Annotated in this window: 15 protein-coding genes and 5 pseudogenes; 12 read left to right on the plus strand and 8 right to left on the minus strand. The window is 67.1% G+C overall.

The genetic code is table 11. The annotated features are described in order from the left end of the window. Positions 1-11: 11 nt before the first annotated feature. Positions 12-257: pseudogene (locus ACZ7MX_RS36740) on the plus strand (integrase core domain-containing protein); the annotation flags it as partial. Between the two features lie 213 nt (positions 258-470). On the opposite strand, the gene ACZ7MX_RS36745 reads toward ACZ7MX_RS36740, so the two are convergent. Next, complete coding sequence (locus ACZ7MX_RS36745; protein WP_472138667.1) at positions 471-728, minus strand: hypothetical protein; 258 nt, start codon at positions 726-728, stop codon at positions 471-473. Positions 729-1,253: 525 nt separating this feature from the next. On the opposite strand from ACZ7MX_RS36745, the gene ACZ7MX_RS36750 reads away from it, so the two are divergent. Genes ACZ7MX_RS36750 through ACZ7MX_RS36760 form a run of 3 tightly spaced genes read left to right on the plus strand, consistent with a single transcriptional unit; the run spans position 1,254 to position 4,731 of the window. Then, entirely contained in the window at positions 1,254-2,930 is a 1,677-nt protein-coding gene (locus ACZ7MX_RS36750) for an NAD(P)/FAD-dependent oxidoreductase (RefSeq protein ID WP_472138761.1), read from the plus strand. Next, positions 2,927-4,384, plus strand: coding sequence for an ATP-binding protein (locus ACZ7MX_RS36755; RefSeq protein ID WP_472138668.1), 1,458 nt, complete (start codon positions 2,927-2,929; stop codon positions 4,382-4,384). Before ACZ7MX_RS36750 ends, ACZ7MX_RS36755 begins: the two co-directional genes overlap by 4 nt. After that, entirely contained in the window at positions 4,381-4,731 is a 351-nt protein-coding gene (locus ACZ7MX_RS36760) for a UBP-type zinc finger domain-containing protein (RefSeq protein WP_472138670.1), read from the plus strand. The genes ACZ7MX_RS36755 and ACZ7MX_RS36760 overlap by 4 nt, the downstream gene beginning before the upstream one ends. 99 nt (positions 4,732-4,830) lie before the next feature. On the opposite strand, the pseudogene ACZ7MX_RS36765 reads toward ACZ7MX_RS36760, so the two are convergent. From ACZ7MX_RS36765 to ACZ7MX_RS36775, 3 genes and pseudogenes are all read right to left on the minus strand, one after another. After that, positions 4,831-4,959: pseudogene (locus ACZ7MX_RS36765) on the minus strand (ABC transporter substrate-binding protein); the annotation flags it as partial. A 176-nt stretch (positions 4,960-5,135) separates the two neighbouring features. After that, complete coding sequence (locus tag ACZ7MX_RS36770; RefSeq protein WP_472138763.1) at positions 5,136-5,363, minus strand: transposase; 228 nt, start codon at positions 5,361-5,363, stop codon at positions 5,136-5,138. A gap of 23 nt (positions 5,364-5,386) precedes the next feature. Beyond that, positions 5,387-6,403 (minus strand): annotated as a pseudogene (locus tag ACZ7MX_RS36775) (IS5 family transposase). Between the two features lie 242 nt (positions 6,404-6,645). Between ACZ7MX_RS36775 and ACZ7MX_RS36780 the strand changes: the two are divergent. Further along, a complete protein-coding gene (locus ACZ7MX_RS36780; RefSeq protein WP_472138672.1) occupies positions 6,646-7,284 on the plus strand; it encodes a hypothetical protein in 639 nt (212 codons plus the stop codon). On the opposite strand, the pseudogene ACZ7MX_RS36785 reads toward ACZ7MX_RS36780, so the two are convergent. The 3 genes and pseudogenes from ACZ7MX_RS36785 to ACZ7MX_RS36795 all read right to left on the minus strand — a co-directional run. Further along, a pseudogene (locus ACZ7MX_RS36785) lies at positions 7,180-8,049 on the minus strand (helix-turn-helix domain-containing protein); the annotation flags it as partial. The gene ACZ7MX_RS36780 and the pseudogene ACZ7MX_RS36785 overlap by 105 nt on opposite strands. Positions 8,050-8,309: 260 nt before the next feature. Then, complete coding sequence (locus tag ACZ7MX_RS36790) at positions 8,310-9,320, minus strand: DUF2278 family protein (protein WP_472138674.1); 1,011 nt, start codon at positions 9,318-9,320, stop codon at positions 8,310-8,312. Positions 9,321-9,359: 39 nt separating this feature from the next. Continuing rightward, on the minus strand, positions 9,360-10,349 hold the full coding sequence (locus ACZ7MX_RS36795; protein ID WP_472138676.1) for an endonuclease/exonuclease/phosphatase family protein: 990 nt from the start codon (positions 10,347-10,349) through the stop codon (positions 9,360-9,362). 870 nt (positions 10,350-11,219) lie between these two features. On the opposite strand from ACZ7MX_RS36795, the gene ACZ7MX_RS36800 reads away from it, so the two are divergent. Both ACZ7MX_RS36800 and ACZ7MX_RS36805 read left to right on the plus strand, forming a co-directional pair. Next, the gene (locus ACZ7MX_RS36800) at positions 11,220-12,863 is read left to right on the plus strand and encodes a S8 family peptidase (protein ID WP_472138678.1); all 1,644 of its coding nucleotides are present in this window, start codon (positions 11,220-11,222) and stop codon (positions 12,861-12,863) included. Between the two features lie 111 nt (positions 12,864-12,974). Further along, a complete protein-coding gene (locus ACZ7MX_RS36805; RefSeq protein ID WP_472138680.1) occupies positions 12,975-14,261 on the plus strand; it encodes a hypothetical protein in 1,287 nt (428 codons plus the stop codon). A 671-nt stretch (positions 14,262-14,932) separates the two neighbouring features. On the opposite strand, the gene ACZ7MX_RS36810 is transcribed toward ACZ7MX_RS36805, so the two are convergent. After that, the gene (locus ACZ7MX_RS36810) at positions 14,933-15,226 is read right to left on the minus strand and encodes a DUF1330 domain-containing protein (protein ID WP_472138682.1); all 294 of its coding nucleotides are present in this window, start codon (positions 15,224-15,226) and stop codon (positions 14,933-14,935) included. Between the two features lie 158 nt (positions 15,227-15,384). On the opposite strand from ACZ7MX_RS36810, the gene ACZ7MX_RS36815 reads away from it, so the two are divergent. The 5 genes and pseudogenes from ACZ7MX_RS36815 (at position 15,385) to ACZ7MX_RS36835 (ending at position 20,742) form a co-directional block, all read left to right on the plus strand. Then, positions 15,385-16,317, plus strand: a complete 933-nt coding sequence (locus tag ACZ7MX_RS36815) for a LysR family transcriptional regulator (RefSeq protein ID WP_472138684.1) — start codon at positions 15,385-15,387, stop codon at positions 16,315-16,317. Between the two features lie 234 nt (positions 16,318-16,551). Beyond that, a pseudogene (locus ACZ7MX_RS36820) lies at positions 16,552-16,974 on the plus strand (GNAT family N-acetyltransferase); the annotation flags it as partial. 214 nt (positions 16,975-17,188) lie between these two features. After that, positions 17,189-18,838, plus strand: coding sequence for a purine-cytosine permease family protein (locus ACZ7MX_RS36825; protein ID WP_472138686.1), 1,650 nt, complete (start codon positions 17,189-17,191; stop codon positions 18,836-18,838). Between the two features lie 182 nt (positions 18,839-19,020). Next, complete coding sequence (locus ACZ7MX_RS36830) at positions 19,021-19,806, plus strand: DUF4253 domain-containing protein (RefSeq protein ID WP_472138688.1); 786 nt, start codon at positions 19,021-19,023, stop codon at positions 19,804-19,806. 53 nt (positions 19,807-19,859) lie between these two features. Next, positions 19,860-20,742 (plus strand): IS5 family transposase gene (locus tag ACZ7MX_RS36835; protein WP_472138689.1). Its coding sequence is split into 2 segments (ribosomal slippage): positions 19,860-20,525 and positions 20,527-20,742, totalling 882 coding nucleotides; the frame shifts between segments, so codons are not numbered across the junction. Positions 20,743-21,295 lie beyond the last annotated feature (553 nt).

The raw sequence follows: 21,295 nt of genomic DNA on the forward strand, positions 1-21,295 counted from the left end.
GGGCGGCCCTCGCCGCGGCCGGCATCACCCACAAGCGCATCCGGCCCTACCGGCCACAGACCAACGGCAAAGTCGAACGCTTCAACCGCACCCTGCTCGACGAATGGGCCTACCTCCGGCCCTACACCACCAACACCGAACGCACCGAAGCCCTGCCAGACTTCCTCCACACCTACAACCACAACCGCTGCCACACCGCACTCGGCGGCAAGCCACCCATCAGCCGTGTGAACAACGCTCCAGGTCAATACACCTAGGTGCCCTCAAAGAACGCTTCGCCCGGCCCGCCTAGGTTCTGTCTGGCGGGTCCTGCACAACGTCAGAGGCGAAGGGCTGCGACGGTCACGGTGCCGTGAAAGACGTAGCCCTCCGGTTCTTGCGGAGCCGTCGGCAGCCCCTACCGCTCGACCTGCGCCGGTGTCACGACGAGCAGCTTGTTGACAACAAGCAGCTCGCTGACGCCGCCGCGGTCAGGAGGTGACCAAGGCGGTCAGCCCGTAGTCCAGCTCTGCACCGTCGACGAGCATCGCCTCGACCGTGCGCGCACTGGGGTCGATGTCGGCCACAATCCCGTGCCCGGCGTAGCGGGGGTAGCCCGAGGCGCCCGTCTCGCCCGTCGCCTCGACGACCGCCGATCGCACGGCTGAGTCCTCCACGGAGGCACCGCCTCTGTCCTCAACGTGTTCGGGGACCAACAAGATCGTGAAGCGCTGCGGCTGTGTAGTCACGCTCCGATATTTAAGTGCCTGTGACACGAGCCGTGGGACAGGCACGCGGCATCGGAGGGGCACATGTGCGCGTCCTCCCAAAGATCTGCCGTTGCACAGCCCGGCCGCAGGACATCTGGACGCCCGCGCCGTCTCCACCCACGTCACCCCGTCCACAGCATCCGCCAGCAAGGACCGCACCGCCTGTACGAGATCACCGAGGCCCGTCCGACGGCTGGCGGCGGCGGTCGGTGCTGGTACTGCCGTCACCGCGCGACTTCGACGGTCTGGTGGGCCGAAGGCACGGGCCGGCCGCTGCTGAGGCACGCGATGCGGGTGCGGCGCCAGGCTGCTGATCGGCCCTGCTGGCATGGTGCCCGGCAATGCCGCGCGCCTGGACCCCCCGGAGCAATCGACATCGACCCGCTCTCTTCTTGCACGGCCAAGGATGACGATCGCCCATAGGATGGACATTGCCCGCCCTGGAGTGCCACACAGGCACGTCAAGGCGGTGCCGAAGGGCGATCGACCCGGGACGGGATGCCTATGGATCAGGCCGCCAGTCCGGCGCGGACCGTCATCCTGACCGTGGACGACGACCCGGGCGTTTCGCGCGCCGTCGCCCGCGATCTGCGGCGACGCTACGGTGCCTCGTACCGGATCGTACGCGCGGAGTCCGGCGAGTCCGCTCTTGACGCCCTGCACGAGCTGAAGCTGCGCGGCGGCGCCGTCGCGGTGATCGTGGCCGACTACCGGATGCCGAGCATGAACGGCATCGAGTTCCTGGAGCAGGCTCTCGACGTCTACCCCGACGCCCGGCGAGTCCTGCTGACCGCCTACGCGGACACCAACGCGGCCATCGACGCGATCAATGTCGTCGACCTCGACCACTACCTCCTCAAGCCCTGGGAGCCGCCCGAGGAGAAGCTCTACCCCGTCATCGACGATCTCTTGTCGGCCTGGCGGGTCACCGACCACCGGCCGGTGACGCTCACCAAGGTCGTCGGACACCGCTGGTCGGCGCGTTCGTCGGCCGTACGGGAGTTCTTGGCCCGCAACCAGGTGCCGTACCGCTGGTACTCGTCCGACGATCCGGAAGGCCGGCGGCTGCTGTGCGCCGCGGGCCAGGAGGGCCTGCGGCTCCCGCTGGTGATCACTCCGGACGGTACGGCCCTCATCGAGCCCGAGGACCGGGAGCTCGCCATGCGGGTCGGCCTGGCGACCACCCCGGCAACCGACGTCTACGACCTCGTCATCATCGGCGGCGGACCAGCCGGTCTGGGTGCGGCGGTGTACGGGGCCTCCGAGGGCCTGCGGACCGTCCTCGTGGAACGCTCCGCGACCGGAGGCCAGGCGGGCCAGAGCTCGCGCATCGAGAACTACCTCGGTTTTCCGGACGGAGTCTCCGGCGCACAGCTCACCGACCGTGCTCGACGTCAGGCGGCGAAGTTCGGTGCCGAGATACTGACCGCGTGCGAGGTCACCGGGCTGGAGATCAATGGCGCGTCGCGCGTCGTCCGGTTCTCGGACGGCTCCGCCGTCGCCGCGCACTCCGTGATTCTCGCGACCGGTGTGTCGTACCGGCAACTGGACGCACCCCGCGTGGCCGAGTTGACCGGCTGCGGAGTGTTCTACGGCTCGGCCCTGACCGAAGCAGCCGCGTGCCAGGGCCATGACGTGTTCATCGTCGGCGGCGCGAACTCCGCCGGCCAGGCCGCGATATACCTGGCCCGGAGCGCCAACTCGGTCACCATACTGGTGCGTAAGTCGTCCTTGGCCACGTCGATGTCGCACTACCTCATCCAGCAGGTGGACGAGACACCCACGATCTCCGTGCGCACCAACACCGTGGTCGACGCCGCCCACGGCTCGCGTCAACTGGAACAGATCACCCTGCGCGACACCGCGACCGGCAACACCGAACTCGTCGACGCCCAATGGCTGTTCGTCTTCATCGGCGCAGCCCCGCTGACCGACTGGCTGGAGGGCACGGTGCTCCGGGACTCCCGCGGGTTCATCCTGGCCGGCCCCGATCTGACCGCCGACGGGCGCCCGCCGGCCGGTTGGGAGTTGGACCGGCCGCCCTACCACTTGGAGACGAACGTCCCGGGCGTGTTCGTGGCCGGGGACGCCCGCGCCGAGTCTGCCAAGCGTGTCGCTTCCGCAGTGGGAGAGGGAGCCATGGCGGTCATGCTCGCCCACCGATATCTGGAGCAGTCATGAACGGCGGGCCGCTGCCGTGCAGCCAGGACGAACTCAGCTCGCTGTTCCTGTTCGAGAAGCTGGCCCCGGACCAGATCGCACGGCTCTGCCGCGAAGGCCGCGTGGAGGAGTTCGCACCCGGGCCCGTCTACGGCGAGGGCGACGATGCCACGTGCTTCTACGTGCTGCTCGAAGGGACCATCGTTCTCTCGCGCCGGATCGGGGACTACGACGTGGAGATCACCCGGAGCTCCAGCCGCGGAGTGTACGCGGGAGCCTTCCAGGCATACCTGGGCGACCGCCTGCGGCAGGTCTACAACAGCTCCCTGCGGGTCATCGAGCCCACCCGCTTCTTCGTGCTGCCCGCGGAAACCTTCGCCGCGATCATGCGCGAGTGGTTTCCCATGGCCGTGCATCTGCTCGAAGGCCTCTTCTTCGGCGCCAAGAGCGCTCAGGAGGCCGTCGGCCAGCGAGAACGGCTGCTGGCTCTCGGGTCGTTGTCCGCCGGGCTGACCCATGAGCTGAACAACCCCGCTGCCGCTGCCGTGCGCGCAACCTCCGCGCTCCGCGAGCGGGTTGCCGGGATGCGCCACAAGCTCGGCATCATCGCGGCACGCCCGTACCGGCGGGACAGCCTGGAGACACTCATCGACGTCCAAGAACGCACGGCCGAACGCGTCGCCAAGGCCACCGACCTGAGCCCCTTGGAAGCCTCGGACCGGGAGGACGCCCTCTCCGACTGGCTGGACGACCATGGCATCGGGGACGGATGGCAGCTCGCGCCGACCTTCGTACAGGCCGGTCTCGACACCGACTGGCTGGACCAGGTCGCCGCGGCGGTGGACGCGGACACCCTCGAAGGTGCCGTGCGGTGGCTCAACTACACCGTGGAAACCGAGTTGTTGATGAACGAGATCGAGGAGTCGACCACTCGCGTCTCGGCCCTCGTCACCGCGGCCAAACAGTACTCACAACTCGATCGAGCGCCCCACCAGGTCGCGAATGTGCATGAACTGCTCGACAGCACCCTGCTGATGGTCTCCGCGAAGATCGGCCCGCACATCACCGTCGTCAAGGACTACGACCGCAGCCTGCCGAACATCCCGGCCTATCCCAGCGAGCTCAACCAGGTATGGACGAATCTCATCGACAACGCCGTCTCGGCGATGAACAGCACCGGAGCCGACGGCACGTTGACCGTACGAACCGCGCGTGATGGCGACCACCTGCTCGTCGAATTCTGCGACACCGGTCCAGGAATCCCCGCGGAGTTCCGCGATCGCATCTTCGACCCCTTCTTCACCACCAAACCGGTGGGTGAGGGCACAGGTCTCGGCCTGGACATCTCATGGCGCATCGTCGTCAACAAACACAGGGGTGACCTGCGGTTCCACTCCGTCCCCGGCGACACGCGCTTCCAAGTACGCCTCCCGCTGGCCTCCTCCGACCCCCATCCCCCACAGGAGCCGTCATGAGTTCTCCCGACGGAATCGACCCCTCGGTCCCACCCAGCGGAACCGGCTGCGCCGAGTGCGACGCGGACGGCGGCTGGTGGTTCCACCTGCGACGCTGCGCACAGTGCGGCCACATCGGCTGTTGCGACGACTCCCCCGCCAAGCACGCGACGGCACACTCACGGGCCACCGGGCACCCGTTGATCCGCAGCTTCGAACCGGGCGAAACCTGGTTCTACAACTACGAGACCTCGGAGACGTACGTCTCGGGCCCACCCCTGGCTCCCCCTGAAAGCCACCCGGCCGATCAGCCCACCCCCGGCCCCGCCGGACGAGTCCCGGAGGACTGGGCCGAGCGTCTGGGATAGCGAGGTGAGGAGTTGAGGTACAGAAAGCGCCGCTGAGATCGAAGTTCGAAGACAGCCTCCAGTTCGGACGGCTCTGAGCAGTCGGACCTCCGTGTTCTCTCAGCTGGCGTGAAGGATCCGAAGGCGATCGGGTTCCACCGGATCCCGATCAACGATCTGGACTGACGTCCAAGCCCATTGCCACACGCTGATGCCCTGCGTGCGGGAGAACCGAATCTGCCCGCGGGTGACGGCCAGGTGGAGCTTGGTGGTCAGGCCGCCTCGCGAGCGTCCGAGGCCGTGGTCGTCCGGCTCGGTGGCGAGACCGCCGGGCGGCTCCTTTTGCAAGTCCCCTTTTTTCCCTCGCCCCGGCGGCGTGCTGGTGTGCCCGGCAGACGGTGGGTCCACGTTGAGGTCCCAGGTGATCAGGCCCTTGGCGTCGGCCCGCGCCTGCAGCTCGATGAAGATCCGGTACCACTCCCGTCGCGCTGCCAACGGCGGAACAGGTCGTACACCCGGGCCCAGGGGCCGTACCGCTCCGGGACATCCCGCCACGGCGTCCCGGCCCGCGTCCGCCACCCTATGCCGGGTGACGCTGCTGGCGGTGGGCCGCTGATTCCGGTGTGGGGTCGGTGGTAGTTGTACCAATCCAGCTAGGGCGCGTATCGAGTTGTGATCAATTGGTGGTTCGGGTGAGGTCTTTGATCCAGATCATCGAGGCTCGTAGCTGGAGGCCGGCGAGGTAGCTGTCCGGGGTCTTGTCGTATCGGGTGGCGATGCCTCGCCAGGCCTTGAGCTTGTTGATCAGGCGTTCGACGGTGTTCCTCTCCTTGTAGAGGGCTGCGTCGTGGCTGACGGGTTGACCGCCCCTGGAGCCTTTTTTCTTCCGGTTGGAGGCCTGGTCTCGCTTCTCCGGGATCACTGCCTTGATGCGGCGTTTCCGCAGGTGGGCCCGGTTGCCGCGGGAGGAGTAGGCCCTGTCGCCGGCAACTGCGCCGGGCCGGGTGCGGGGGCGGCCGACGGGGCCGCGGACCCGTATCTTCCCCAGCACGGGGATGAACTGCGAGCTGTCCGCGGCCTGGCCCGCGGTCAGCAGGAACGCCAGCGGGCGGCACTTGCGGTCGGCGGCCAGGTGAACCTTGCTGGTCTGCCCGCCCCTGGAGCGTCCCAGGAGAGCGGCCTTCAGCCGGAGTTTTCGCCGGCACTGGATGTGTCGTCGCTCCTCACGCTCCGGATCGATCCCGACGTCCTGCCCATCTTGTTCTTCGAGCTTGTTCTTCGAGGCTGGCCCTTTTCACCTGACCTTCTCCGCCTCGGCGGCAGCCTTCTCCAGTGCGCCGAGGACGTCCTTGTCCAGGTGCATCCCGGCCGCGTCGTGGTGAGCACGAGCGGTGGTGGAGTCGATGCTGACCAGGGACAGGTCCACCTCACCCCGCTTCGCCGCTTCCGAGATCAGGCCCTCCAACAAGGCCTCGAAGACGCCGGAGTCACGCCACTGCCGGAAGCGATTATGAACGGTCGACCAGGCACCGAACTCCTCCGGCATTTCCCGCCACTGCCCGCGCGTCTTGAACCGCCAGAGCACACCCTCGAACTGCTGCCGCAACCGCTCGGGATACGGACCGTACTCACCAATTGGCAGGTACGGCCCGATGAACTCCCACTCGGTTTCTGTCAGTTGCACTCGCGTCACAGAAGAAGATCTACCGGTCCAAGCCTCACCACTGCGCTGCACGCCTTGTCGACTGCCGGCGGGTGCTTGCTTACCCCTGTTGGTTTCGTCAAGGCGTGGGGGCGGGGTTCATAGAAAGTGCCGTCACGGAGAGCGGTGCGTTCTGAAGATCGTGCCGTCGATCCCCTGAACGTGCGCTGCGGTGTCAGACCCTGCGGATAGTGTCCGCACTACCCAGCCATCGCCCTGTCGAAGGAGCTCTCTTGAGCGACGCGTATTCTCCCATCCCTGAACTGAACCTGCTCAAGGAGTTCGAGGACAGCCTCGGAGGGCAGTTCTTCGCGCCTGGGTTTGAGCTGATGAAGTACAACAAAGACCTGGACTGGTTCTGCGGCGATGCACCCGACGCCTACCTGGACCGGCTGATCCCCTTCGCCTACGCAACGCACTCTGGCTCGTACTACGCCTTGTGGCGCTGTGACGACCGCACTGACCTCGCCACCCTGCCCGTCATCTTCTTCGGTGACGAGGGCGATCTCTGGGTCGAAGTCGGCAGCCTGCGCGAACTCTTCCAGTCACTCGCCCTTGAACCGGACGACCCCGAGGACCGCGCTCGCCTCGCCCCCGCACGTCAGAGGTATCTCGTATGGCTGCAGCAGAACTTCGGGCTCATACCGCTCGACAACTCGGACGACATTGACGGGGAGAACTTGGCCGAGTACACCCGGCGGTTCGCCGTCTGGGTCTCAGAGTTCGCCTCTGACGAACTCCTCGAGCATGTGCTCAGCGCACTCGGCGTGGACATACCCACGCGTCCACGCCTGCTCCGACAGATAGGTGATCGCGTACATGGTCTCATCCGTGACCGCGCGCAGCATCTCACGGGATCGGCCACACCATAAAGCGGGGCGCCATTCCGCACCCGGCTGATCACGACTCGATACGCGCCCTAGTCGGGGAACGCTTCTTGTCGTTCGGCCTCTGAGGTGTTGGGCTGTTGGTAGGCCCAGGCATTGTCGGTCAGGACACGTTCGATGGTGACGCCGCTTTGCGCGAACCAGGCGGTGGCGCGGGCGAGCAAGTCTGCGCAGGTGAAGGGGAGGTCTTCGATGTAGGTGAGTCGGGTGCCGTTGTCCAAGAGCGGTGTGCAGGTAGGCATATCCGGTGCTTTTGCGGTTCTTGCGGCCGGCTGCCCGGCCGAGGGCGTTGTGGCCGCCGCCGTCGGGGATGCGGCCGAGTTTCTTGACGTCGGTGTGGACCAGTTCGCCGGGGTGTTGGCGTTCGTAGCGGCGGACGGGCTCGCCGGTGGCTCGGTCGGTGGCGGCCAGCGGCGGCAGGCCGTGGCGCTGGAGGATCCGGTGGGCGGTGGAAGCTGCGACACCGACACGGGCGGCCAGCCACAGCGGGCCGATCCGGTGCTCGCGCCGCATGCGGACGACCTCGTCCTCCACCGCTGCGGACGTGCGGCGAGGCTGGTGGTGGCCTGCTGAAGCGGTCTTCCATCCCCACACCACCGTAGCGTCGGTAGCGGCCGGCCCAGCGAGCAGCTGTGGTGTGGCTGACCTGGAACCGTTCCGCGGCACGGCGCAACGGCCAGCCCTCATCGACAATGCACCGGGCCAGACGCAGCCTGCCGGTCGGCGTCAGCGGGCGTTACGGTGAATCACGAGGGCCTCCGGGCATCGATGCAGACTTCGCAATCCACACCGAAACCAGAAGGCCCTCGACCCTTTCAAGGACCACTCAAGGCATGTCGCCTCTACAACGTCGCGCGACAGCACACCAGGGAATCATGGTGGCCCGGCCCTCCGGACGGCGGCGTATACGTGAGTCGCAGGTCGCTCTCCTCCTGCTCATCGGACGCTCGTGCGAATCCGTCTGTCAGCCTTTCCGGATGAAGCCCCCCGCACCAGCCAGTGCGTCGCAGTCAGAAAGCGACGGTCCAGCCCTCGCGCTGGGCCTGTTCCTCTGTGTACGAGACGCCGTCGACCTTGAGCCCGGCAGGGTCGAGGAGCGTGATCGACCCGCCATGGTTGCCGAGTTGGAACTCGTTGCCGCCTGCGACGGCGAGTGTGGCGCCAGCGGCGAGCGGCTGCGCGGGCAGCGCCAGCAGGTGATCCTTTTGGTCGGCCAGACGCCAGCCGTCGAGGTCGATGGCGACCGGAGAGGCGTTGAGGAGCGTGACCGTCTCGCGCTCGGGTGCGGGCCCGGTGGGATTGACCAGCGCGGCCAGGATGCGCACCGACGCATCGCGGGTGACGGGCCGTGGCGGTGCGGCGGCGAGGGGGTGGCCGGTCGTGTCGTCGGTGTGCCAGGCCTGGGACTGGAACGCCAGGAAGACGGCGACCCAGCGCGATTCGGCGGGGAAGTGCAGTAGCAGCCCGCCGTCCTGCCAGACACCGTTGCTGGGGCAGAACTGTCCGATGCTGCCTTGGTTCATGTGAATTTCGTGGACACCGTTGCCGGGGCGGAAGCCGAATACCTTGTCAGGTTCGTTGGGTTCGGGTCCGTACCGCTCTCCGAAGACATAGATCTCCGTGTTCGAGTCTGCGATGGCTCGTTCCACGTGATGGTCCAGCATGTCCTCCAGGTCGTTGTCCATGCCGGGCAGATCGGGCGGCAGCGGCCGTACCGCGTCCGGCGGGAAGAGATTGCCGCGGATGAAATCCAGGCTGGCCGTCCCCGGCTGCGAGGCCAGAACCTTCCATCCGCTGCCGGCCGCGGGCAGCTGCCCGGTCAGTGGATGACGGAAGTTGTCATCGGCCACGTAGAGCAGATCGGGCGGTAGCTGCTGGGACTTGACGTTGATTGCGGCCCGGTAGTGGGTTCCGGCGTTGTCGGTGAGGTGGAGCTGGTAATGGGGGGTCTCGTCGGGGGCGCCCTCGCGGCGCCGCTCGACGACCCGACACGCCAGAACTCCGTAGTTCTTCAGTGGCATTGGTCATCACTCCGAAGCGAGAAAGGCGGCTGGCAGCGGCTAGAAATTGAGAACCACCCAGGCGGGGTCGTGATCGGACCCGTCGCCGCCGTGCCGGGTACGCCGGTCGATATGCGAGCTCTTGTGCTGCGAGGTGAGGCTCTGGCTCAGCCAGATCTGGTCGAACAGCTCGTATTGGGCGTTGTGCCCGGTGGCTTTGAAGCGATGGGTCCAGGACCCCGAAGCAGGTGGCGGGGGATCGTCGGCCTTGGGGTCGCGGGTCTCCTGCGGATGCGCGAGCGCCTCCGTCAGGCTCAACTGCGGAGAGGTGGCCAGCGGGGCGAGCGTCGCGGCGTGGGGGGAGTCGTTCATGTCCCCCAGCACGAGGAAACGCCCGTCGGGGCGGGTGCGTGCGGCGGCAATGCGGGCGATCGATTCCGCCTGCCGGTGCCTGCGGGCATCGGCTGCGGCCTTGCCCTCCTCAGGGTCCACTCCGTGCTCGACGAACTTGCTCTTGAGGTGATTGTTGAAGAGCGTCAGCAGACGACGATCGGTGTCGCGTGGATCCAGGATGTCCACTTCCAGCAAGTCCCTGCTGAATACTCGCTCGCCGGGTGCCGCGGGGTGGACGGCATGCTGCCAGGAGGTGACCGCACCCAGCGGGAATTTGGAGAGCACGGCCAGATCGATCAGCCGTGGGTCATTGCCTTCGATCAGCGACAGAAACTTGTAGACATTACCAAGATGTTGAGCGGCAAAGTATCGCAGGGTGTCGATGTCCTCGACCTCCTGAACCGCCAGCACATCAAGGTCCATCGTCTGGATCCGCTTGGCGATCAGATCCTGGTCCTCGGAGGCCTTGCCCTTGACCAGCTTGCCCTTGTAGGTGCGGATGCGCACTTCCTCGGGGTCGTCGAACACATACTTCGAGGTGAGCTCGCCGTCCGGTCCGACCGGCTGAATCTGTTGAATCTCGGCCTGGAAGTTGAACCGAGAAAAGAGATTGTTGAGGTTGAACGTTCCTATCGTGACATCCATGCCGATCTCCACGATCAGACGTGTCGGCCCCAGTCCTTTGAGCGTAACTCGAAAACGGCGGTATCACTCGCCGTAACAGCTCCCCAAGATCAGCGCCAAAGCCCCTTTCTCGCGAACAGAGCCAGCCTCAGAACGTCGTGGAGTTACGCCGTACGTCTGGACAACACCGAGGCATCGGCCACCAACAAGGAGTCACTCCCTCCGTTGAAGGCGGTCCGGGAGCTGCCACGCTGGTGCGGGTTGCGCAGCGGTCGGGGCCGAGCTGCATCAGGGGAAGGCGAGGCAGCCCATCCCGGGGGCGGTGGCGTAGCCGCCGTAAAGACCGCACGCAGCCGGGTGTGCACTGAGTGGAAGCGGGTGACATCGGCGCTCGTCACCCGCCGGGCCATCTGGGAGGGGACGCGCCGGAGATCCCTCTGCGGCATGGGATTCGGAACGTGAACGGAGAACGTGAACGGAGAACGTGAAGCCGGATCGTGACGGACCGCTCGGCGGTCGTCGCCCTTCGAGGCTCGAAGTCAACCGCCCACTGCCGCTTCCGATTCGGTCGAGCACCGAGGTGTGGGGCCTACTGCAGTCACGCCGTCAGCTTTCCTCGCGTCCACTTGCGATGTCCACGACTCTGACTGACACTCTCCATATAACGGTGCAATATACGGCGCCATTGGCGTAGATCGACCCATGCAGCGCAGGACATTCTGCGCTGCAGGCGTCTGACAGGTAGACCACCGGCAGACCACCGAATTCATCGGCTACCCGGGGGCAGAGCACCGGTCCAAAGCTCTATCCCGGCCGCGTTCGTCGACCTGTCGGGAACAAACGCCAATACAGGTATGTCGCGGTGCCCCGCCCGCTTCTGGATTCAGAAGAAAAGACACGCTCATGATGCACGAGCCCGAGGGGCCGTTCCGGTCCCCCATCGTGGGTGACCTCAACCTGCCGCCGGACGGTACTTCCGACAAGGAGTCCGCCTCGGTGGACCCGCAGCGACAAGTCCCGATGTTGATCGAGCTGAACGTGCGCTATCCGGGAGGCCTGCTGGCGGTCCGCGAGGCCTTCTACGACCTCTGGGAGGGCTACTCGACGATGGCCGGCGGGTGGTGGCCCGAGGAGACCACGTCGGCGAGCCCCGTCCAACCGCCCGTTCCGCACGGTCTCGCACTCATCGCGCCGAAGCTGTATCAGTGCGTGCTCTCCCGCGCAGTACTGCGCGACATGGTGGAGAGAGACCGCCATTTCGCCGAGTACAGCCACCGGCCGCCGACCATCTTCCGGGTGTGGCCGGACTACCCGCTCCATCCGCAGATCGACCGTTCCGCGCCCACCGTGAAGGCCAACGCCGCATGGCGCTCCTACGACGCACGTGGCCACGGAATCGTCTGGGCGGTCATCGACAGCGGAATCGATGCATGCCACCCGCACTTCTCCCAACTGGAACTCGCTGCCGCCGTCGACCAAGGGGAGGACCAGCTGAAGGAGGACCAGCTGAAGGGGCTGAGCAGCCAACTGCACCGCGACTTCAGCTTTCTCGTGAACCCCGACGATCCGGCGGAACCGGTCGCCCAGGAAACTCCCGACGGGCCGGGTGATCCGTACCAGCTCCAACCCCTGGTGGACGACAGCGGGCACGGCACTCACGTCGCCGGCATCATCTCGGGCTGCACGCCGGACGGCATGACGCCGCGTGTGGCGGAGTCAAATGACCCCGGGGACGGCGGCTACGTCCAGCGGGCCCATGTGGAGAAGCTGTCCGGAATGGCGCCCGGGTGCGAACTGGTGAGCATCAAGGTCATGCGGCCCAGCCGTCAGGGCACCTGGGTCACCTCGTCCAGCGCAGTCATCCGTGCCCTGACGTACCTGCGACACGAGGTCAATGTGGACCCCGGGGTTCTGCGCGTCCACGGAGTCAACATGAGCCTCGGCTCCGAGTGGAGACCCGATCAGTACGCCGCAGGCCAGTCACCGCTCTGCCAGGCAGTGAACCAGCTTGTCGCGTCCGGCGTGGTCGTGGTGGTCTCCGCGGGCAATTACGGTGCCCGCACCTCCACCGGAGACTCCGCCAACACCTCCGCCGTCATGGGCTCGATCACCGAACCCGCGCATGCCGAGGACTGCATCGCGGTCGGCTCCACGCACCGGGACGCGCCGCACGCCTTCGGCGTCACCTGGACCTCGGGCAAGGGACCGACGCTCGACGGGCGGATGAAACCGGACGTCGTGGCGCCCGGCGAGTGGATCGCCTCGGCCGCCACCGGCAAGGTCCGGGCCAGGGCCGGGCTGGACCCGGCCGCCGGGGACCCGCTGCCGGAGAGCCGGCTGACGTATGCCGAACAGTCCGGCACATCGATGGCGGCGCCGCACGTCTCCGGTGTCATCGCGGCCTTCCTCTCCGCCCGCCCGGAGTTCATCGGCCGACCACGGCAGGTCAAGAGCCTGCTCACCGACAGCGCCACCGACATCGGCCGGGAACGGTACGCGCAAGGTGCGGGCCTGGTCGACCTGATGCGCATGCTCGCGAACGTATGACGAAGGGCAACGGCCATGACGCGACTGGCGGCGAACGCGCCGGTGTGGGACCTCGAATTCGACGAGAAGGGTCGGCTGACGGCGCCGGCCGAGGGAGATTTCCTCGACCAGGTGATCGCCGAGGGGGTGGACGACCTCTTCATGTTCAGCCACGGATGGGGCACGTCGGAGAACAACGCTCGCGCGCTGTACCAGGAGATGTTTCCGATGATCCAGGAGGCCGCGACCGACGCGGCGGACCTCGGCAGGGTGGGATTCGCCGGCATCTACTGGCCTTCCCTGTGGTTCCCGCCCACACAGGCGACCCCTCCCCCATCGGCTGGCGCGACACAGGCCGGGAGCGGCGCCCTGGTGGATCTCAGCGCAGGAACGACAGCGCTCTCCGGGAGGGAGATCGCCGAGTCCCTGCAGTCAGGGTTCGCCGACCCGGCGCAGCAACAGAAGGTGCGGGACATCGGCCGGCTCATCGACCAGGGAGAGGCAGCGGTCGGCTCGAACGAGTCCGACACGGAGAAGGAGGAACGGCTGGCGCAGATCCACCAGCTCCTGAAGTCCTTGGTGCCGCCGGCACCCAACGGCGAGTTCGAGGACTCGGGCGAGACCGCGCTCCTGCTGACCGCCGACCCGAAGACCGGATATCAAGCGGCTGCCGAGGCTTTCGGCAGCGCTCCCCCGGGCTCCGCGACCCAGGGCATCGGCGACTGGTTCCACCACGCCATCAACGGCGCGAAGGACGCCGTGCGCGTGCTCTCATACACGATCATGAAAGCGCGCGCCGGCGACATCGGCCGCGGCGCACTGGGACCGCTGCTTGAGACCCTGCACGGCCGGTCACCTTCCGTGCGGGTGCACCTGATCGGGCACAGCTTCGGCGCCCGCCTGGTTTCCTTCGCCTTGTCCGGCATCCGCGCACCGGTGAACAGCCCGGTCGCGTCACTACTGCTCCTACAGGGTGCGTTCTCCCACTGGTCGTTCGCACAGGCCAAGGACAACCCCTTCGGCAGCGCGGGTGCCCTCAACGCATTCGCGGACCGCGTACACGGCCCATTGGTGGCCACATTCAGCATCTACGACTGGGCAGTTGGCGTGTGGTACCCCAAGGCCTCCTTCCTGGCCCGGCAGGACTCACAGGCTGAGGCCGTGGGGCGCTGGGGCGGCATGGGCGCCGACGGGTACCAGGCAGTGAACCCATCGGAGGACCGGGTCATGCCACCCGAGGGGAACACGAACTACGGGTTTGCGCCCGGCACCTTCTACCGGGTCAACGCCGCCGGCGTCATCAACGACGTGAAGGGAGAATCCTTCTCCGGCGCCCACTCCGACATTCGCAAGCGCCCAGTGGCCACACTCGCCGTGGACGCCGCCGCAGCGCACGCCTTCAGCAGCCAACCGAACTGATCTCCCCCCCCCAGTCCGGGAACGTCTCCGCACAAGCAAGGCTCCACGAGACCGTCGTGATCTCCCCAACCCCATCCTCGCCGACGTGACCGGCATGCACCGCCACACCGCACTCCGTTGGGCCGCCTACGCCAAACGTGACTGGGCCGAGTACCTCGCTCACCCTGTGCGCCGATGAACAGGCCGGTGCGGCCCTGGCGAAGCTGGCCTGGGGCGCCCCGCAGTGGATTCCTGGGCGGAGGCGTGGGTTCGCCGTTCGTTCCGCTGGCCCATCCCTGGCCGTCCGTGACGATGAGGACCTGTGGCACCGGCGCGACATGTCGGCCAAGGCGTCCGCCTGCAGCGAGGTGCATGACGTTCACAGAGGCGGGGCCGCTTCCGCCGTGGACGCGGACGCGACGGACACCGCTGCTGCTGTAGGCACTCGTTTCACCGGTTATCTCGGGTGAATCGCCGTTGCGCCAGGTCAGAGCTTGATCGCCGTGCCAGGCAAGTCAGGCACGTTGCTCGACGTTGGGTAGCGCGGCGAGCCGTAGACAGGGATCAGGCCGTCGAGGACGTCGACGACGGACTGGGACGCGGGGCATCGCTTCGAACTCGTCGTGTGAGTCGCCGTTCAGCACCGTGTGCGTATCAGATGACGGATGCTCAGCGATGGCTGGGCCCGCCGGTCAGTCGATGCCTTCGATGATGCGGAAGTCGCGCTCGAAGCCGTCGGGGAGGGCCACCAGCGCCTTCTGGTATGCCTCGCTCTCGTATGCCGCGACGGCCTGTTCAAAGCTGTCGAACTCGACCAGAACGACGCGTTGCGTGATTCCGGCCTCGTGGGCGACGACTCGACCGCCACGGGACAGGGTCCGCCCGCCCGCAGCCAGGACAGCCGGACCCGCCAGCTTGTTGTAGGCAGTCAGCCTCTCAGGATCGGAAATGGCGGGGTAGACACTGACCCAGTAGCCCTTAGCCACGGAAACCTCCTGTGTTCGGCCGGACACGTCCGACTTCGAATGGACACTCAGATCGATCGATCCCGGCATGCGCAGGCTAGGGCTTGATGTGCGGCCGAGGGAAAGACCGGTACGGGATAAACTCAGAACGGATCGTTATCAATCCGCAGGGAGGGTACGTGGCGCCGGATACGGTGAGCCTGCGGTACTTCCTGGTGCTGGCACAGGAGTTGAACTTCACACGCGCGGCCGCACGGATCGGTATCGCACAGCCCGCACTCAGCGCCCGGATGCGCCGATTGGAGGCGGAACTCGGTACGGCCCTGCTGGTCCGCGACACGCGTAGCGTCGCTTTGACCACGGCCGGTGCGGCTTTGGCGGAGTCCGCGCCGCCCGCCCTGGCGGCGCTGGACCGGGCGTGGGACACCGCCCGGAGCGCGGCGGCCGGTGAACTGGGCACGCTGCGCATCGGATACAGCCTCAGCGCCGGGGCCGAGACGGCACCGGCCCTGGTGGACAGGCTGAATCGCGACCACAGCGGACTCGAGGTCGGCGCGGTCCCGATGGCGACACCGGAGATCTCCCCCGCGGTCGCCGACGGCCGCATCGATGCCGGGATCACCCGCGGTGAACAACCGGGCCGTGGCGTGCGCCGGTTCCTGCTGCGGCGTGCGCGCGTCGGGGTCCAACTGGCGCAGCACCATCCGCTGGCCGAACGCCCGGAGATCGAGATCGCCGACGCGGCCGCGTATCCGCTGCGACTCCCGGACCGTGCGGCCAACCCCGTGATCCACGATCAGCTGTCCGCGCTGTTCCGAGACATCCGACCACACCCCCGATTCCACACGCCCGCAGTCTCTTTCGACATGTCTCAGCGCGACCTGCGCGACGGGGTCACCCTCGCCCCGGCCGGAGAAGCCGCAGCCACGGCACAACCGGCCGGTCTCACCTGGCGACCGCTGCGGGGCGCGCCCAGCCTGACGTTCCACCTGGTCCTCCCACGCGAGCAGTCGCCACTACACCGCCGCATCCGTGCCGTCGCCAAAACCCTGGCGCACGAGCGGCACTGGCTGCCGACTGACGCGCAAGAGGTCAAGCGAGACGGCCGTTGAGGCCCGGCTCGACCGTCTTGCCTGACTGATGCGGTGGACTGGAGGGTCATCGAAGCGGCCCGTCAAATGTGCGGACCAGGGCTCCACAAACGCGCGCCCTTCGGCACCTTACTGACGGACCGTTGCGAACCGCATCCAGTCGGTGATCTCCTGCATCATGCCAGAGGGCAATTGGCGGCACCCGTGCGAAGAGAAACCTGTGTCGTTGGGGTGACGATGGGGGCCGGGCAGGCTCATGGTCGGCGCCCCGGCTTCACCGCGGCGCTCGCCTTCGCCGGGACAGACGTCATCGGCTTCGCCACCGCCTGGACGACCGTGGCAACCTTCCCCACCGACCGCTGCTCTCCGCAGACTGCCGCCGGCCTGGGACCCGAGCGCACGGTGGACTGGCTGTGCGGCGCCCGCGAGATCGACGAACTCGCCGTCCGCCCCGCCGCCCACGGCACGGGCCCGGCCACCCAGCTGCTCGAAGCGGTCACCGAGGCCGCCCCCGAAGGCCGCTCCTGGCTGCTCACGTCCGTCCGCTCGCCGCACGCCGTCGCCTTCTACCGCCGCCAGGGCTGGACCCAGGCCACCCATCCCTCACCCGAGGGAACGGGCATCGTAGTCTTCCTCAGTCCGCGCCACCCGGCGCGCGCTCTCGCCACCCCCCTCTGAAGATCGGGACCTGCGGAAACATCGTGTTCACGTCAAGGGGAATCGCCGGTAACAACCGCTTTCTAGCGTGACCGGCCGTGGGATCAGAGTCGTATACAGGGCCGCCAGAACGACTCACGACGGCCCGCACGATTCCCCCGTTTCGCCGATGACGCCGCGCGGGGCGCCCCACTGCATCACCGCACCCGCACCCAGCCCCACCGGGAGACGTGGCATGACTACCACCGAGTCACCGCAGACGACGCCAGAAGCAGCGAAGCCCGCCGCCGACCAGGCGGTCAAGGAGACCCTGGAGGACTACACCCTCCGTTTCGCGCCCCGCAGTTACCGCCGCTGGACCCCCATGGTCGTGGCCACCACCGCCCTCGGCGGCATCGCCTACATGGCCGACTTCTCCATCGGCGCCGGCATCGGCCTCGCCCACGGCACCAGCAACGCGCTCGTGGCGATCGCCGTGGCCGCCGTCGTCATCTTCGCCACCGGCTTCCCCCTCGCCTACTACGGCGCCCGCTACAACATCGACCTGGACCTGATCACCCGCGGCTCCGGCTTCGGCTACTACGGCTCGGTCCTCACCAGCGTCATCTTCGCCAGCTTCACCTTCATCTTCTTCGCCCTCGAAGGCTCGATCATGGCCCAGGGCCTCAAGCTGGGCCTCGGACTGCCTTTGTGGCTCGGCTACTTGGTCTCCACCCTCATGGTCATTCCCCTGGTGATCTACGGCATGAAGGCGCTCAGCAAGCTCCAGGTGTGGACGACCCCGATCTGGCTGCTGCTGATGGTCGGCCCGCTGGTCTACCTGATCTCCACCGACCCGGGCACGGTCGACCGCTTCCTCGCCTACGCGGGCACGGACGGCGACGGCGGCGTCACCACCGCCTCCGTGCTGCTCGGCGCGGGCGTATGTCTGTCGCTCATCGCGCAGATCGGCGAGCAGATCGACTACCTGCGCTTCATGCCGCCCAAGACCGAGGAGAACAAGCGCACTTGGTGGACCGCGGTCGTCATGGCCGGACCCGGGTGGGTGGTGCTCGGCGCGCTCAAGCAGGCCATCGGTGTCTTCCTCGCCGTGTACATCCTTGCCAAGGTTGGCCGGGACGTTGCCCCCGAGCCGATTCAGCAATTCAAGGGCGCCTTCGACGCGATGATGCCGTCCTGGCTGGTGCTGCCGCTGGCCGTGGCCCTCGTGGTCATCAGCCAGATCAAGATCAACGTGACGAACGCCTACTCCGGCTCCCTCGCCTGGACCAACTCCTTCACCCGAATCACCAAGCACTACCCCGGCCGCATGGTCTTCGTCCTGTTCAACCTCGGCTTCGCGCTCGCCCTGATGGAAGCCGACATGTTCAGCTTCCTCAACAACATCCTGGGCTTCTACTCGAACTGCGCCATCGCCTGGGTCGTCACCGTGGCCACGGACATCGGCATCAACAAGTACGTCCTCAAGCTGTCCCCGCTCCAGCCGGAATTCCGCCGCGGCATGCTCTACGCCGTCAACCCCGTGGGCGTAGTGGCCTTCGTCGCCGCTTCCGGGCTGTCCATCGCCCTGTACTTCCACGCATTGGGAGACACCCTCCAGCCGTACTCCCCCGTCGCCGCGGCCGTCATCGCCTTCGTCCTCACCCCGCTGATGGCGGTCGTGACCAAGGGCAAGTACTACCTGCGCCGCACCGACGACGGCATCGACGAGCCACTGCTGGACGAGGACGGCAACCCCAGCGCAGCCACCCTCGACTGCCACGTCTGCCACCAGCCCTACGAGCGCCCGGACCTGGCCGCGTGTGCCACCCACGACGCCGTGGTCTGCTCCCTGTGCCTGAGCACCGACAAGGTCGGCGATCACGTCCTGCCTGCCACCGCGTAGTCCCGCGGAGGGGGACCGCCAAACCAACCTCCCTGGCGGGAAAACTCCCACACCATGTCCCATGATCGCCGTCGCAATGGGAGCCCGGGAATGGAACACGATGCCTCGGCGCAACGCGACACCACGCCGAGGCACGGCCTCCGTATAGCTGCGCTGTCAGCACCACGGTCTACGGTGCGACCATGTCGTTCGCCCTGCCCGATGGCCTGCCTCCCGGCCGGTTCCTGTCTTCCGGCCCTGTACGCATATGGGTCTCTGACGAATTTCCTCAAGACGTCGACCAGCTATGGCCTCGCCTGCTGAGCGAGCAGAAAGCCTGCGGTCTGGTTCCGCTCCTGTGCTGGCCCGACGCCATGGGAAGCCCGCTCGGCCTGGACCACGTCGATGCCGTCCGCTTGGAGGAGGTGCTGGCCACGGACTTCGCCGAGTACCGGCTCAGGAGGCTGCCCTTCTGGACGGATCCGACACCGGCCCCGGCACCCGAAGGAATCGAGCCATGGCCACACGACCCCGGTCCGCCCTTCGAACAGTGGCCGGGTCTGGCGCCGCAGATGCCAGCTACGTCCGCAGACCCGAAGCCCGAGGAAGCGGCCGCAAGCCTGCTGGCCCGGCTCATCGAGACGGGCCACTTCGGGCTGGACGAGTGCCGCCTCGTGCTCGTCCCTGCCCGTCGCGGCAGCGATGCTCTGGCGTCGATCGGCTGGTCCGCGGAGGCACCACTGCCTCTGCTGTGTGCACTCCTGCGGAGCTGGGAGGACCGCTTCGGCGCCCAGGTCGTCGCGGTGTTCGGCAGCGAGCTACACGTCTCGGTCGCGAGGCCTCCCGTTGAAACAGAAGACGCGAATCTGCTCGCTTTGGAACACGTGCTGTCGACCGCGAACAACATCGTCGATGACCCGCCCACACCGTTCCCCGAGTACGCCACGGACCTCGTGGGACGGGCCTCCTGGTCGTTCTGGTGGGACTAGGCCGTGTCCGGTGGGTCGTGTAACGCTCTCATCAGCGGATCGTTCGACGCGGTATGGGGCGGGGCGATCTGTCTGTTCGAGAGTGGGCTCGGCTGGAGCCGCACCTTCCGAAGAACGCGGGTCGGGACGGGCGTTGGAAGAATCACCGTACTGTCATCAACGGCATTCCCTTCCGGCTGCGGACCGGTGTTCCGTGGCGGGACCTGCCCGCGCGGTTCGGGAGGTGGAAGACGGTTCACGATCGTCACCGGCGATGGTCAGCGGGCGGTACATGGGACCGGGGCCTGCCTGCCGTCCAAGCTGACGCGGATGCGGAGGGCCGGATCGACTGGAGTGTCGTGAGCGTGGATTCCACACTGTGCCGTGCGCACCAGCATTCCGCCGGAGCCCGTCAACGGCCGGCCCGGATTCCCGGGCGACGTCGTCGCCTGGCGCGGCATCGCCCGGACGAGGCGATCGGGCGCTCGCGCGGCGGGCTCACAACAAAGATCCACCTGGCCAGTGAGGGCGGCTGCCGCCCGCTGGCTGTCCTGGTCACGCCTGGGCAGTGGGGTGACGCACCGCAACTGATCACGGTCCTGGACCGCATCCGTGTCTCGCGCCCTGCCGGAGGGCGTCCGCGGACACGACCGGACCGCATGTGCGGCGATAAGACGTACAGCTCCCGCCGAAACCGCCGTTACCTGCGGCGACGGCAGATACGGCACACCATCCCCGAGCGCACGGGTCCAGCGCGCCAACCGCCAGCGGCGGGGCAGCCGAGGCGGTCGCCCCACCGGCTTCGACCGGGCACGGTATGCCCGCAGGAACGAGGTCGAACGGACCATTAACGCGCTCAAGGGCTCCCGAGCTGTGGCAATCAGGTACGACAAGAGAGCCTACGTCTTCCACGGCACGGTCAGCCTCGCCGCGATCCGGCTATGGCTGCGCGGGTAACAGTCCATAGCCCTCCTCGCTCGGAGGCCAACGGACAGTGGCAATCTGGGCCACTGGCGCCGAGGGGGCATCTCCTCAACTTTGCACCGGCAGGCACCCCTTCAGGTGGTTTGATGCACTGCACCGATAGCATCGTGTTATCGCTTGAATACCCTAAGTTGCTCGGCGTGTCGCGCAGTGCGATTCGCACCGACCGAAGGGGTACACGCGTGATGCGACGCGCGGCAACGGCCTTGGGGACTCTCGGGGTAGCTATGACACTCGCGCTCACTGTCTCGAACTCCGCCTACGCGGCCCAGGGAGTGCTAGTCATCGACGGAGTGGCCCACGAGGATCCGAGCGGCTGCTTCCCGCTCGGGGACTCCGTTCCTCCAGTGGTTAGCAACTACACAGACGCGATCGCTGAGGTGCACTCCGGGCCCGATTGCACAGGGCGGGTCACCTGGTTGATCTACCCCGGTGAGACGTACCACCCAAACGGCAGCCGGAGCGTCTTCGTCCTCTGAGGTCCTCTATCCGGCGCTGACTGTCGGGCCAGATCGCCTGAACCCGT

Source organism: Streptomyces sp. NPDC107765 (assembly GCF_055657085.1).

What these genes read in the sequence shown, in the direction of transcription:
- ACZ7MX_RS36790 (WP_472138674.1), bottom strand. Translation starts at nt 9,320, where the DNA reads ATGCCACTGAAGAACTACGGAGTTCTGGCGTGTCGGGTCGTCGAGCGG.
- ACZ7MX_RS36830 (WP_472138688.1), top strand. Translation starts at nt 19,021, where the DNA reads ATGTCGTTCGCCCTGCCCGATGGCCTGCCTCCCGGCCGGTTCCTGTCT.
- ACZ7MX_RS36755 (WP_472138668.1), top strand. Translation starts at nt 2,927, where the DNA reads ATGAACGGCGGGCCGCTGCCGTGCAGCCAGGACGAACTCAGCTCGCTG.
- ACZ7MX_RS36800 (WP_472138678.1), top strand. Translation starts at nt 11,220, where the DNA reads ATGATGCACGAGCCCGAGGGGCCGTTCCGGTCCCCCATCGTGGGTGAC.
- ACZ7MX_RS36750 (WP_472138761.1), top strand. Translation starts at nt 1,254, where the DNA reads ATGGATCAGGCCGCCAGTCCGGCGCGGACCGTCATCCTGACCGTGGAC.
- ACZ7MX_RS36825 (WP_472138686.1), top strand. Translation starts at nt 17,189, where the DNA reads ATGACTACCACCGAGTCACCGCAGACGACGCCAGAAGCAGCGAAGCCC.
- ACZ7MX_RS36760 (WP_472138670.1), top strand. Translation starts at nt 4,381, where the DNA reads ATGAGTTCTCCCGACGGAATCGACCCCTCGGTCCCACCCAGCGGAACC.